The 13,577-nt window shown below is 40.5% G+C and carries 14 protein-coding genes and 4 pseudogenes; 11 read left to right on the top strand and 7 right to left on the bottom strand.

All coding sequences use genetic code 11. The features are described 5' to 3' along the window. Nucleotides 1-257: 257 nt before the first annotated feature. The 5 genes and pseudogenes from D7Y06_RS20725 to D7Y06_RS20700 form a co-directional block, all read right to left on the bottom strand. Nucleotides 258-491, bottom strand: coding sequence for a helix-turn-helix domain-containing protein (locus D7Y06_RS20725; RefSeq protein ID WP_120409542.1), 234 nt, complete (start codon nt 489-491; stop codon nt 258-260). A gap of 272 nt (nt 492-763) precedes the next feature. Beyond that, nucleotides 764-1,015 (bottom strand): annotated as a pseudogene (locus D7Y06_RS20720) (DUF4368 domain-containing protein); the annotation flags it as partial. A 420-nt stretch (nt 1,016-1,435) separates the two neighbouring features. Continuing rightward, complete coding sequence (locus tag D7Y06_RS20710) at nt 1,436-1,735, bottom strand: YciI family protein (protein WP_016214548.1); 300 nt, start codon at nt 1,733-1,735, stop codon at nt 1,436-1,438. A gap of 78 nt (nt 1,736-1,813) precedes the next feature. Continuing rightward, a complete protein-coding gene (locus D7Y06_RS20705; RefSeq protein ID WP_016288520.1) occupies nt 1,814-2,218 on the bottom strand; it encodes a winged helix-turn-helix domain-containing protein in 405 nt (134 codons plus the stop codon). 34 nt (nt 2,219-2,252) lie between these two features. Continuing rightward, a pseudogene (locus tag D7Y06_RS20700) lies at nt 2,253-2,429 on the bottom strand (sigma-70 family RNA polymerase sigma factor); the annotation flags it as partial. A 132-nt stretch (nt 2,430-2,561) separates the two neighbouring features. On the opposite strand from D7Y06_RS20700, the gene D7Y06_RS28670 reads away from it, so the two are divergent. Beyond that, nucleotides 2,562-2,663: a WYL domain-containing protein gene (locus D7Y06_RS28670; protein WP_120409540.1), complete on the top strand. Its 102-nt coding sequence runs from the start codon at nt 2,562-2,564 to the stop codon at nt 2,661-2,663. Beyond that, nucleotides 2,654-2,872 (top strand): annotated as a pseudogene (locus D7Y06_RS20690) (recombinase family protein); the annotation flags it as partial. The gene D7Y06_RS28670 and the pseudogene D7Y06_RS20690, both read left to right, overlap by 10 nt. A 134-nt stretch (nt 2,873-3,006) precedes the next feature. Here D7Y06_RS20690 and D7Y06_RS20685 read toward each other — a convergent pair. Further along, nucleotides 3,007-3,495 (bottom strand): DUF4368 domain-containing protein, encoded by a 489-nt coding sequence (locus tag D7Y06_RS20685; protein WP_330566550.1) that lies wholly within the window; start codon nt 3,493-3,495, stop codon nt 3,007-3,009. A 42-nt stretch (nt 3,496-3,537) separates the two neighbouring features. Beyond that, nucleotides 3,538-3,636 (bottom strand): annotated as a pseudogene (locus D7Y06_RS28665) (hypothetical protein); the annotation flags it as partial. Here D7Y06_RS28665 and D7Y06_RS20680 point away from each other — a divergent pair. The 9 genes from D7Y06_RS20680 (at nt 3,596) to D7Y06_RS20635 (ending at nt 13,549) form a co-directional block, all read left to right on the top strand. Next, nucleotides 3,596-4,342, top strand: coding sequence for a ParM/StbA family protein (locus D7Y06_RS20680; RefSeq protein WP_330566552.1), 747 nt, complete (start codon nt 3,596-3,598; stop codon nt 4,340-4,342). The pseudogene D7Y06_RS28665 and the gene D7Y06_RS20680 overlap by 41 nt on opposite strands. Before the next feature lie 191 nt (nt 4,343-4,533). Next, nucleotides 4,534-5,058, top strand: a complete 525-nt coding sequence (locus D7Y06_RS20675; protein ID WP_120409538.1) for a hypothetical protein — start codon at nt 4,534-4,536, stop codon at nt 5,056-5,058. A gap of 1,056 nt (nt 5,059-6,114) precedes the next feature. Beyond that, nucleotides 6,115-6,612 carry a plasmid mobilization protein gene (locus tag D7Y06_RS20665; RefSeq protein ID WP_158591443.1) on the top strand — a complete coding sequence of 166 codons (498 nt, stop codon included), beginning with the start codon at nt 6,115-6,117 and terminating at the stop codon, nt 6,610-6,612. Nucleotides 6,613-6,770: 158 nt separating this feature from the next. Beyond that, entirely contained in the window at nt 6,771-7,649 is an 879-nt protein-coding gene (locus tag D7Y06_RS27345) for a DUF6040 family protein (protein ID WP_330566551.1), read from the top strand. A 146-nt stretch (nt 7,650-7,795) separates the two neighbouring features. Then, entirely contained in the window at nt 7,796-8,173 is a 378-nt protein-coding gene (locus D7Y06_RS20655) for a TnpV protein (RefSeq protein ID WP_147415731.1), read from the top strand. 61 nt (nt 8,174-8,234) lie between these two features. After that, a complete protein-coding gene (locus D7Y06_RS20650) occupies nt 8,235-9,680 on the top strand; it encodes a DNA cytosine methyltransferase (RefSeq protein WP_120409533.1) in 1,446 nt (481 codons plus the stop codon). After that, nucleotides 9,677-10,765, top strand: a complete 1,089-nt coding sequence (locus D7Y06_RS20645) for a hypothetical protein (RefSeq protein WP_120409532.1) — start codon at nt 9,677-9,679, stop codon at nt 10,763-10,765. The genes D7Y06_RS20650 and D7Y06_RS20645 overlap by 4 nt, the downstream gene beginning before the upstream one ends. A gap of 37 nt (nt 10,766-10,802) precedes the next feature. After that, nucleotides 10,803-11,717 (top strand): HamA C-terminal domain-containing protein, encoded by a 915-nt coding sequence (locus D7Y06_RS20640; RefSeq protein ID WP_120409531.1) that lies wholly within the window; start codon nt 10,803-10,805, stop codon nt 11,715-11,717. A gap of 14 nt (nt 11,718-11,731) precedes the next feature. Then, on the top strand, nt 11,732-13,549 hold the full coding sequence (locus D7Y06_RS20635) for a DEAD/DEAH box helicase (protein WP_120409530.1): 1,818 nt from the start codon (nt 11,732-11,734) through the stop codon (nt 13,547-13,549). The last annotated feature ends 28 nt before the right edge of the window (nt 13,550-13,577 follow it).

Here is a 13,577-nt window from a genome sequence, read left to right as displayed (position 1 = left end):
TTTGATTGTTTATTTGTGGTGAATTAACAATACTACTTTTAGGACTTGGCCGCTACTGCTTTTTTATAATTAAAAAAAAACTACGCCACAACCTTGGTAGGCCATCGCGCAGCGATTTTGTTCAATCCCAATTTTTCGATGGCTCTATTATATTACAATACCTTTTCAAATGGAATAAAATTTCACCATAATCTTTCATAAAATATCAATATCTGTCGATTATCCCGTTCGGGTATCTGCTTATTCCTGTTTCTTAATTATTCTTTCTGTTGTTTTCTCTTTTCTGTAACGGAAGGCTCGCCACTGGCTAACTCAATCACATCCAGTATGCCGCAGTCCAGTGTTTCACAAATGCGGACTAATGTATCCATGCTGATATTTTTCCCTTCTTTACTCATGTTTGTAGTCAGACCGGCGGCAAGTCTTAAATCCTCTTTCCTCATGTCACGCTCCACCAGTGTATGCCAGAGCGGTTTGTAGCTGATGTGCATATCTGTTTCCCTGCCTTTCTCCACTGTCGGGAATATTTTTAAATAAGCCTTAAAGCTTGGCTTTTATTATAACATCATTCTTGTTATTTCACAAATATTTCTTGACTTAGCCGTTTCCGTCTGGACTGTGCTTTTCCTTTCTGATTTTTTACATTTAATTCGCCATTACATGCTTCATGCCCTGGCTTTTTGCTCATGTGAGATAAAGAAGTAAAAGAAGTGTAAAAAATTTTGCCGTTCCCTGTCCGGCTGACTGCCGGACGGGTCGGGCTTTAGTCGGGCAACTCTACCTTGCCGACAAAAGAGTAATAGATTTCGATTTCCTGTCTGCGGAGCTTCTCCCGGCGTTTCCCGTCAAGGGCTTCCGATTCGTGGATTACGATTTTCTCCACAAACTCCCGCAACAGGGTAGGGGTGAGTTCCTCAAAGCTGGTGTACTTGCGTACCACTTTCATAAACTTTTCAGCGTTTGCCGTGGCTTCCAGCGTCTTGGAAAGCTCGCTCTGCAGAACGGCGGCTTCCTCTGTGTGGGCTTCCGTCAATACCTTTAGTGCCGCAAACGGGGATTTTGCCAAAGCTGCGGAAACATTTCTCCCTCTGATACCTACAAACCTGCAAAATGCAAAATGGACGTTGATTTGCGGAAATTTCCCCTTATTCCTTACAACACCACACAAGCCGGAATAGGCGGAGATTTACGGAAATTTCTCTTTGCCTGCCCTCCACGGACAGCTTGCGGATTTGCCAAATGGGAGAGGAAATTTCTTTCTATCCCCTTTGCACGGCATAATACTGGCGATTTTTCAAAATGCCAAAAATGGGCGCAAAAAAACAGGAAACCTTTTCTTGATTTCCTGTCTTGGTGTGCCGTTCCATGTAGCGGCGGTTATTCAGTTTACAAATAAGCCGGATTTAATTTGCCCCAGTGTTGTTCCTTTTCGCAATTACAGCAAGTAATTATTTTCCCGGTTTGCAATCTGCAAACCAACCAATTTGTAGGTTGCATATCCTCCCATAACCAGCGGCTCTGCTTTGCAAATTTCTTCTGCTTCTTCACGGCTCTCTGTTTTTAGGATATACATACCTGCCATTCCCGGATAGCCTTTAAAGACACCGCAGATTTCCAGCTTTCCCTCATCGTCCAGCTTTCTTATGTTCTCAACGTGTTCCATAACTACCTGTTTTGTCATTTTATTATAGGTCTTGCTTTTCTCAATCATCATCATATACATCAATTTTTCCATACGATTTTCTCCTTTACATTCTATGGGGATTCACTGAGGGTATTATATTATATTTATCCGGCAATAGCAATCTGTCTGTCATTCTCTGGAAACAAACTTATAGCCCACGCCTATAACGGTCTTTATGTAGGTAGGCTTGCGGTTGTCCGGCTCTATCTTTTTTCGCAAGTTGCAAATTACATTGGCAACGCTTGACTGGCAGCTTTCACTTTCCATGCTCCATACAGTTTCAAAGATTTGCGCCTTTGTAAATACCCTCCCCGGACTGGTGGCAAGGCAACAGAGTGCGCCATACTCTAAACGGGTGAGATTTATGTCTGCCCCGCCTTTCAGTACCCGGCGTTGGTGTAATCTGATTTCCAATCCTGGAAAAATCAGTGTGGGGAAGTGTGGCGGCGGCATGGCTTCCAGCGGTATTATATGGGCAAGGCCAGCTATGGCTTTTTCAATCGCTTTTTCTTCTGTGCCATTGAATGTAAGCATGACTATTTTCCCGACAAATCTCACCTCCCATTATGTCTGTTGTGCCTAAAGGGTAAAACTTTTCTTCTGTGAGGTATTCAAGGGATATTTCTTTTTGTCGCCGTCTGCTCCTGTCACGCCATGCGTTGATAGCCGCAAAGCGTATGACGGTCTTGCAAAAGCCGTTGAACGTATACATGATATGTTCTTTGTATGCTTCTGTACAAGCCATAAATGATTCCCCCTTTCTCCCACATGGGGCGTGCATGGTTTCGTTTTAATGCTATATTGCATTTGGTACATGGATAGTTTATCATAGAATAGTGACAAGGGCTGTCACCATTCGGATATCGGCTTATATGCTATGAATGGACTTTGGTATTGCCCCGCCTATTGTACAACGGCAAATCAAATCAGAGTATTCCGGGTTGACCGTATTAAAGAAATCATAGAGGAAAAGCCCTAGAGGATATCAAACGGGATGCTGTGGACTGCGTGGTTGTCAAGGATTTATCACGGTTTGGGCGGGAGTACATTGATTCCGGCATGTATATTGAGCGTCTGTTCCCAGCACTCGGCGTACGGTTTATTGCGGTCAATGACGGTTATGACAGTTTGAACAGGAAAGATGGTTCCGATGATATTATTATCCCTTTTAAGAATCTAATCAAGAACACGAGGCATTGGGGAGGGGTAAACTGCTAATTTCACTCCAATTCGACAAATCAGTGTGCAACAATCAAATATCGTTGCTGTTACAGAATGTTTTCGTCTGGCTGCTGATGCGGTCAGGCGCTTTTTTTGCCCGATCACACCAGCCCAACAAAGCGATAGTAGATTTTAATATCCTGGTGTCTTTGACCGTCTATGACGGTTCGTTCTCCAATTTCAATGCGGTCAATCAATTCCTCAATGATTTCCCGGTTCAGTTCCTGCAAGTCCAGATACTGCCGGATGGTTCCGGCCCACTGGTGGATATTAGCGATGTCCTGCTGGGATTTCCGTTCCCCGGCTAACAGATTGTCCAGGCGTTCCGATTTCTGGATGCGTTCCTGTTCGTTCTTTTGAATCAGAACCGAGAAGGAATTTCCGCTGATTGCCCCGCTTACCTTATCTTCATAAAGTTTCGCAGTGATTTGTTCCAGTTCCTCCAAACGCCGCCGCAAACGGCTGATTTCTTGTCGGCTGTCCTCCTGTTGTGCGGCGCTTGCGGATTGTATGTGCTGTTTCAGCTTATCCAGTACAGCGGCTTCATCGGCTGCAACCGCTTTTCCATGCGCCCGGATTTCACTCAGCACCAGGTTTTTCAGGCTGATCTCAAAAATCCGGTGCCAGGAGCAGATGCTGTGTCCGGTAGTGGCAAACCGGGAGCAGAAATAAGAAGTATAGTGCTTGACAGTGCCATTTTTCCGGCGCTGTGTTTTGCGGGCGGCAACCAGAGGATGCCCACAGTCCGCACAGACCAGCTTTCCGGTAACAAAGGCAGGTGGCAAGCAGAATGCCGATGTCATTCTGGCGGTGGGGCTTCCGTTCAGCCGCTTTGGGCAGGAGAAGAAGGAGTTTCGTGATTATCTGTACCGGAAAGGGGAGATTTGTTTTTGCTACAGCGGCAATGATTATCGGATTCGTATCAAGGATGTGATGGTATTTCCGCAGTGTTACGCTGCGATTGCGGACAGGATGCGGATGTACGGTGCGGAGAGCCTGATTGTCGATATCGGGAGCAAGACAGTTGATGTAATTCATGTCCAGAAATACGTTCCGGTGGAGCGGGAAAGTACCAGCATCCCGGAGGCATTGATTCAATGTATGGAAAATATCAAAAGCAGTGTGTATCAGATTTGCAATAAGAAAGTAAGTGAGGATATCATCCGTCAGATGATTGTGGATGGGGATGCCATGATACCGGAGGATTGCAAGTCAGTTATCCGAGACGGACTGCGGAATTTTGCAAAAGGGATTGAAGCGAAACTGTCAGAGCTGGGATTTGACTTGGAAATGATGCCTGTTGTGTATGCAGGAGGCGGTGCAATGGTGATGAAACGCTATGGCAGGGTGCAGGGAAATTATGTGCATTATCTGGAGGATATCCGGGTAAATGCCAGAGGGTATGAGTATCTGGCGAGGCAGAAATGTAAGCTGTGATGTTTTGCAGCTATTAGCGGATGGTTTTATGGAAGCGTGATATTTTCCATAAAACCGTCTGACGTGGATTAAATCAGGTAATTACGGGATTTATTGAAGCTGTCTGTTTTATATGGCGGGCAGGATGGAACAAAACAAAGCTGTCATGCTTATTGTTTTATTCGTAATTATGGACAAAAGGAGGCAGAGGGATGGCAGGGAAAAAGGAAGTGCAGAAAACGGTTGCTTTTCGGCTGAATTTATCCAGAGCAGACGAGAGGGAGCTTTATCAGGCGATTATGAAACATGGACGTAATATGGAGAATGATATTTACGGAAGTTCCGGTGCTTATGTGAAAGCGGCTCTTAAGCATTATCACAGGCAGGAAAGCGAACTGGAGCTACAGGAGCAGTACCAGCAGGAGATGAGGAATTATCTGAAGGAACTGGCAGAACTGCAGGGGGAAGTGTTCTTGGAAAAATTGGTGGAGCATGATAACCGATTGGCGGCTATGGTGGCAGAGGTAGTGATGGGTGCGGTTGGAGGTATTCAGATTTCTGGTATTGGCACGAATGAGGGGCAGGGTATCGGGGATTTTAGAAGGCAACCAGTAGTCAATCCGGCAGAGCATGTGGCAGCTGGAGGGATTGAAACACAGCAGGGTGACAGTGTGGAGGAGATTGGGGCAGGGGAAGGTCTGCCGGAGGAGGTTCTTTTTTATCTGTCAAATCTCTAATGTGACATTGTGTAATGTGTTTTGCAGATTGGATAATGGTAGGAGTGAATATCAAAGCAGGGCAATAGGGAGATAACCTTTATTTTTTGTCGCACAGTATGTTAGACAGTGTTGCACAGTTTGTTAAACAACAGAAATTAGATGGAATTTATGTTTAACTGACTGTAAAACAAAGTGACAGAATGTTAAACAAGTGCATTGGGTATGTTGTGGGTGTTTTTGCTGAAATTAAGAGTTATTTTTCCGGCAGTTGTCGCAGGAGCAGGTCGGCTACTTAGTAGCCGAGTGATTTTTCTCCGGCAATGGATGAGCAGAAAACAATCCTCCGAGATGGAGCATTGTTTTCCACTCACCCATTTTCTACAAAAAATCACAAAACCACTATCATCCCCTTGGAGTCTTTTGAAGTTTTTTTTGGTGGCGGATGTGGGAAAAAGCAACGCTCTTTCAGAGGCTGCTTTCCCCACATCCACACCCCTCAAAAACTGCTGTAATCGTGGCGGGGATGATAGGAAAGTTTTGCAAAACGGCATGCCATTTTGCACCGGATGCACCCTGTCCGGGCACATCCTAAACTTGCCAGAGGGGCTTTGCCCCCTTGGAACCCCCATTTAGCTTTCCGAAAATGAAACTGCGAAACATCCGCTGGAAGTTTCTCCGTTTCATTTTGGGATTCGCTAGGAAATGTACTTATCGCATTTTGATTTGCGTAAGCAGATGTTTCAGGGAGGCATTGAGTAAATTATGCGATTTATGACGCAGGCAAATCACTATAGGGAATGTGCAGACAGCCTTTTTGCAGGCTGCTTTATCAGGGGGAAATTTGTTAAACACATGCCGGATTTTTGAAAGAATCGTTGTTGTGATTTTTGCCACTTGAGATATTATTTGAGGTAAATTTTCTTGTTGTGGTATTGCAGGGTGTCTGGCAGGAAGGAACAGGTGATTATTATGTTGAGCGAAAACAAATTGTTTTGGTGGCAGGGGCGAAAATGTAACCGCAGTTTTTTATCACCTTATGCAAAAAATTATTTGGAGAAGAAGAGGAGGATTTTTATGCGAAGAAGAAACAAAAACGTATCGGTGCGTATGACGGAGGACGAGTATGCAGCTTTTATGATGAGGGTGGCAGAATCCGGTCAGACACAGCAGTCATTTATTATCAATGCCGTATTGGGAGCAAAGGTTTCCGGCAGAGAGGAAGTAAAGGAACTAAAAAAGCTAAGTGGTCAGTTTGCCGACACCAACAGGCAGCTTCGGGGTATGGCGACCAATATCAACCAGATGGCACATGTGGCAAACGGTTATGGTCAGATACCACAGCAGGCACAACTAGAGGATTTATACCAAGAGTTACAGGGATTCCGAAAGGAGTGTGATGCCACTTGGCGATTAATAAGACAATCAATAAGTCTACAGAGAAGTACAGGATGCTGCTGGAGGAGCAGTCCGAGACGATTCGTGCACAGAAAGATACCATCAGCGAGCAGGAGAGGATCATCCGTCGGCAGACATTGGATATCGGGAAACAAGACAGAAAAATATCAGAGTTAAGAAACAATCTGGAGCAGCGCAGAACCAATCTGACGGAGATAGAAATCAATCTGAGAGAACAATACGAGAGCGAACTATCCGAGAAGGATTCGCAAATCTTGCAGGCACAGAATCTGGCACAGGCTTGGAAGAAGAAAGCCGAAAAAGCAGAGCAGGATATGAGCCAGATGGAACAGAGCTATTTCTTGCAGATATCCGGTCTCAAGTCCGAGATTCAGAATCTCAGCGGCAAAATCGTGAAATTGAACGGTGCAGACGTAGTGCTGCTGGAGTACGAAAGGTTAAAGAGGCAGAACGAGGAGTTGCAAAGGAGCGAGAGGAAAGCCCGAGAGGAAGTGGAGAAAGAGGTCGCTCACGTTAAATCAGAGTATTGCCAGAAAGAGCAGGAGATGGATCGCTTGATTACGGATGCGGAACAGGAAAAACAAAAGGCATTATCTCTACAATCCGTTGTGCAGAAACTTACTGACCAGAAGGCAAAGCGGCTGACAGAGGATAACCGGAGACAATGGCAGGTTTGGTATCAGGCAAAAAAGGCGGCAATGCAGGGTTATGTGGGTGTGTTGACTATGATATGTTTTGTGATAACGGGGTTGTCGGTTATCCGGCAAAAGGTGTTTTGTGAAGATGTTATTGATTTTTTCCGAGGATTTGGAAAAGTAATTCAGATACTTGCGGTCCGTATTCATTCTATTATTTTATCATTAGCGGAAGTATCAAAGAATGTGTCAAATGATATGGTAGCGGTTATTCTGAAATGGATGATGGTGGTACTGTTATGGATCATGCCAGTAGCCTTGATTGGATTTGGGATATATAAGTTTTGGGAGAAGTACGGTGAAGATATCCGCAAAGGGCTTGATGTGTGGAATTGCTCCGTAGGGGTAGTTGCCTTGGTAGGTCTGGTGTATTTCGGGGATTATATGAAAGAGATTGTTTCTATTAATCTTTTTGGAATGTGGTTATTGGTGGATGTTTTGCTGATACTGGCAGGCTGGTATGTGTGGGGATGTAAGAAGTACAGGGGGCTGTGTTGATGTGAAAAAGACGTGGATTTTGGAAACTTCCAGTATGCAGTAGGTGGTAAGTCATTGGGAATATGGGAATGGGGTAGGGAAGATTATTGGAAATCGGGAATAATTATAAGTCCGGGTGCAATGCACCCGGCAGAAAGGAGTTTGTTATGATGGAGAATCAATTAGCGAAGGTTATTGCAGAGAACGGAGTCACCTATCATTTGGCAGAGGATGACTGTTATTATCCTCAGCTTAGTCTGGAACAGAAAACCGATTATACGATTGGAAAGTACGGTATCATGTGTGGGGAGTATATGATGAAGTATCAGCGGCATGAATATCTGAAAATGGTTATGGATGGTACTTGGAATCAATATTTGCATGACGTGGACGAGGAGTGCCATAGGGAAGTGGAACTGGCAGTAAAGCGGATTATGGAGAAAGAAGGGGTAACGGAGCAGTTGAAGAATGAAAATCCATTGAAATGGGTGCAGAGAGTAAATGGGATTAAGGCGAGGGTGGAGGAGGTGATGCAAAAAATGTAAATAATCATTGCAAAAATTCGTCAAAACGAATAGAATATACATATAAAAGGAGAGATTAATTATGCGTGGATATTTAACAGCTATAGAAACTGCAGAGCGTTGGAATATAACAACTCGCAGAGTACAAGTTTTATGTAATCAAAATAGAGTAAATGGGGCTATCAAGGAAAGCGGAGTATGGCTTATTCCGTTTAGTGCTAAAAAACCAGAGAGGCTTAAGGCTGGGAAAAAATCAGAGGTATTGAACCAGTTGAGGGTATTATCCTTGTTTTCGGGATGCGGAGGCATTGATTTGGGATTTGAAGGAGATTTTAATGTGTTAACCGCATCTGTCAATCCTGAACTTAATCCTTCTTGGTTGATTGATAAAGTTGATGCAAGATGGAGCCATTTGGGAAAAACATCTTTTCATACGGTGTTTGCCAATGATATAAAACCAGAAGCAAAAGCTGCATGGACGAATTATTTTTCTAGTAAAGGGGTAGAACCTGAAAATTACTATCTTGATAGTATTGTGGATTTGGTAAAATTACAAAAAGAAAATAAAATAAATATATTTCCTAAAAATATAGATGTGTTAATTGGCGGGTTTCCATGTCAAGATTTTTCTGTTTCTGGAAAAAGAATGGGGTTTGAGTCTACAACAGGGCATAATGGTAAGAAGATTTCTGCTGAAGAGCCAACAGTTGAGAATAGGGGACAGTTATATATGTGGATGCGTGAAGTGATATCTATTACAAAACCAAAAGTGTTTGTTGCAGAGAATGTAAAAGGATTGACAAATTTGACAGATGCGAAAGAAGTAATAGAACGAGATTTTGCATCTGTGTGTAATGGGGGGTATATTGTAGTTCCGGCACAAGTATTGAATGCTGGAAATTATGGTGTTCCGCAAGGAAGGGAACGTGTGATTTTTTATGGGCTGAAAAAATCTGCACTTACACCAGAAGCATTAGAAGAACTATCCAAGGAGGAAATATCGGAACAGTATACACCATATCCAATTAAAACACATTATCTTGACGTAGAAGAAAAACAAGAACATATGAAGAAATTTGTTACAGTGAAACAAGCATTGGAGGATTTGGTAGAACCTGAACAATCAACGGATATTAGCCAACAGAAATATTCTAAGGCAAAATATATGGGGAAACATTGCCAAGGTCAGCAGGAAGTTCGGTTAGATGGTCTTGCTCCAACGATTCGCTCAGAGCATCATGGTAATATTGAGTTTAGAAGGTTGTCAAAGGAACATGGTGGCAAACATAAAACCGAATTAAAACAGGGACTAAATGAACGTAGATTAAGTGTTCGTGAATGTGCAAGAATACAGACATTTCCAGATGAATATCAATTTGTTATTCCAGCATTGAATGGAAATAAGTCGGTATCTGGGTCGGAGGCATACAAAATTATTGGTAATGCTGTACCACCATTGTTGGGCTACCATATAGCGAAACGTCTTGAGGAAAACTGGAAGTTATATTTTGGGGAGGAAAAGAAGTGATAATATCAACGAACAGGGAACCATCGTTAGAAGAATTTGAAACATTGTGCAACACGATGTGTAAGTATATGAATGATAAGGCAAAAGCAGAACTAGAGTATTACTTATCAAAGGGGGCACAAAAGTTAGAACCAGAAGTAAAATTGGCATTAGATATCGCAGCGAAGGGTACAAAATTTGAAAATACGATAGAAATTATCAGTGGGCAGAGATTCCCGGATATTGTTGCTGCAAAATATTATGGTGTAGAGGTAAAGTCCACAAAAGACGATAAATGGACGATGATAGGTGGAAGTGTTGCAGAGGGAACGAGAGTTGAAGATGTTGAACACATTTTTATTTTGTTTGGAAAGTTACATAAACCAGTAGAGTTTAAAACTCGTCGATATGAGGATTGCTTATGTGATATTGCGGTTACGCATAGCCCCAGATACAAAATTGATATGGAATTGAAACAAGGAGATACAATATTTGATAAGATGGGTATCACATATGACGAAATGCGGAAATTGGACAATCCTATTGATCCAGTAGTTAAATATTTCCGTTCAATATTAAAGCCGGGCGAATCTTTGTGGTGGGTAAATGGGGAAGATGCAACTGCGGGCGAAACTCCTGCTAAGATTCGTATGTGGAAAACACTTTCTAAATCGGAGAGAGAAGAATTAATTGCTCAGGGCTTTGCTTTATTTCCAGAATTATTTAGCAATAGTCCTAACAAATATGAACGATTTACATTGTGGTTGGTAGCTAATCATGGTGTAGTGTCATCATCTATGAGAGATCCATTTTCGGCTGGCGGGCAAATCGATTTTGAAGTAAATGGACGTTTATACCAGCATTTACCGAAAAAATATGGTCAACTAGCAGCGAGTAAAGATAGGGTCGAAGAAATAGTTATGACAATAGATGGTCAGACATTAACTGCTACATGGCATGTTGTCAATGCAGATTTTCAAAATAGAATGAAATATTGGATTGCGTTGGTAGCAAAATCGGCAGAAACTGAAAATTTTGATGTGGAGCAGTTCCTGGAGGATTTATTTGCGGAGTCAAATATGCATAACATTGATGGTTCTGAGTGAAAGTATTTGAATGGTATTATAAAGGGGGCATTAAGGTTTGGAAGAAAAAGATATACTAAAAAGACTAATAAAAAATAAAGCATTATTTAAAAATATTCATGTCATTACACAAAGATATGATATTCTTCCAAACAATAAAAATCATATAGGGGCATTTATAGAGTATCAGGACATTGATGAGTTACGAGATGATTTTCTTGAAGAATTAGTTGACTCAATTGTAGACTGGATATACAGTGCCCCGAAATTTGCTCAATTAAAGAAAAAAGCAATAGCAAAAGGGAAATCAGAAGCGGCAGCTAGTCAAGAGATTGGGCGGAAAGCAAGAAATAAATTTAGGGCGAATCATAATAGTGATAAGTTGCTTATACAGGGGCAGCTAGGTGAATTGCTTTTGTTTCATTTTATTCAGCATTGTATGCATGCTATTCCGCTTCTACGTAAAATGTCCATAACAACTTCGGCAAATCATGAACGATTTGGAGCAGATGCAATACATTATAAAATAGAAAACGGTAAACATATAATGATTTTTGGTGAAGCAAAAACCTATACAAGTAGCTATAAGTTTAATGAGGCATTTGAGGATGCTTTAGATAGTATTATAAATACTTACAATCAGCGTAGAAAGGAATTAAAATCATATATTCATGAGGATTTTTTAGATGACGAATTAAATAAAGTGGCAGAAGATTATTTGAATAATGAACTAAATCCCGTGGAAGTTCATTTGGTTAGCATAGTAACCTATAATGAGACAAGCAATATTAATATAACAAACCAAATTGATATACAAGCTCAGATAAAAAAAGTAATAGAAGAAAAGTATAAAAACTTTGATAAATCAAAAATTGACATAGTTAAAAACCCGATATTGAGGAGGATTACATATATTGTTTTTCCTGTTTGGGATTTGAAAGATTTAGCTGAAAGATTTCAAAGCATGTTGTAGGAAGGGGCAGTATTGTGGAAGAAAATAAAATGTCAGTGCTTAATAGTTGGTTGGAAATTGATTTTTATAATGTTGCCAATAAAGCAAATCTTATATCAAAAAGAAAAGTGGTTCAGCCTGATTTGATTTATGATACCATTAGATGTCTTGATTATGAAACAATCATGACAGATAAGCCTTCTGTAAATTATGTTATTACTGTAATAGGTTTAATGTGGGAACATATTGATCATAATAGATATGATTTGAGAAGTGTTGTAGTAAAGTTTTTATCAAGGATAGGATATCCAACTTCTGCAATAATCTGTGATGAAGGGTTTGATAAAGAAGAATGTAGATTTAGTCATTTAAATAGTTGGATAGATGAAATATCATCCACGATAAATCAATTGCAAAATGAAGTTGTTGTTGCTGGTAAAAAATATCTTCTAACTAATTTTCAAAAGAAGATATGGGATAGTATGGATCAAGATAAAATTTTGGGAATTTCAGCTCCGACATCTGCCGGAAAGTCATTTGTTATTTTATTAAAACTGATAAGTCGTTTGATTAATGAGGATGTTGATATAGTTTATATAGTGCCAACATTAAGTTTGCTAAATCAAGTTACAGAGGATTTCAATAAGGAAATAAAGAGGATAGGGATAGATGATTGCTGGATTTCAAATTCATTTGATGAAAATCAGATGATAGGAAAAAGAAATATCTATATTATGACTCAGGAAAAAGCTATTTCAGCTTTTTCCGATTCAGAACAAGCTTTTTCAAAAAAACTTGTTCTTGTTGCAGACGAAATTCAAAACATAGAAAGAATTAAGGAAGATACGGACCAGCGCTCCAAAATTTTATTCGATACTCTGGTAGAGTTTAGGTATAAGGAGAATGTTGAACAGATTATTATTTCTGGACCTCGAATTGAAGATATTGATAAAGTTGGTGAAAGTATTTTTGGTATTGAAACTGTAGATCACACAACAAGTATAAGTCCAGTTTTAAATTTAACATACAGCATAAAGAAAATTGATAGAAAGTATTTTTTTAATCAGTATTGTGTGCTTACAGATAAACCTATGGTGAGAGAAATTGAAAATATTGCGTTGATTGAGGGGTATGGCCAAAAGCAATATACGGATAAATATCTTGGGTATTTAAATAATTTTGTTAATGGAGTGGGAGGAAATGCTCAAAATATTATATTTGCTCCAACATCAAATTCTGCTAGAAAAATTGCTTTAGCACTAGATTCAAAAGAAAACGGTTCTGTTGAGGAACTTATACAATATTACCAAACAACAATTAGAGATAATTATTCGCTTTGTCAAACTCTTTCCAAGGGAGTAGCATACCATCATGGGAAATTACCAATGCATGTGCGGAGGACCCTTGAAAAGGCTATAGCAGATAAATTAGTAAAGAATGTTGTGTGTACCACTACGTTACTTCAAGGGGTAAATTTACCAGCACAGAATGTTTTTATTAGAAATCCACATCTTTATATCATTAAAAAGAAAGATTCGCAAGAGCTAACCAATTATGAGATGGCTAATTTGAGAGGAAGAGCAGGCCGGCTGTTGAAAGATTATGTGGGGCGGACATTTGTGATGGATGAGGATGAATTTTCTGAAACCGATGGATATGAACAAATGGAATTATTTGATGATGTGACCAAAGAATTGCCGTCGGGATATGAGCAGAGATTTGAAGAATTTCGAGATGAAATAGAGGAAGTGGTTCAAGGGAATAGACCAGTGGATGCAGCAATGAAAAAATATGGATATATAATTTCGTATACACTACTTTACAACTTTATAAATGATGCCCCTGTTTCTTAATTAGCTGTTTTAAGGCATTTATTAGGGC

Origin of the sequence: Roseburia sp. 1XD42-69 (genome assembly GCF_003612565.1) — a bacterium.
Classification (GTDB): Bacteria; Bacillota; Clostridia; order Lachnospirales; family Lachnospiraceae; genus Roseburia_B.
Note: the sequence above shows the minus strand (reverse complement) of the source record. Positions and strands in the feature narration are given on the sequence as shown.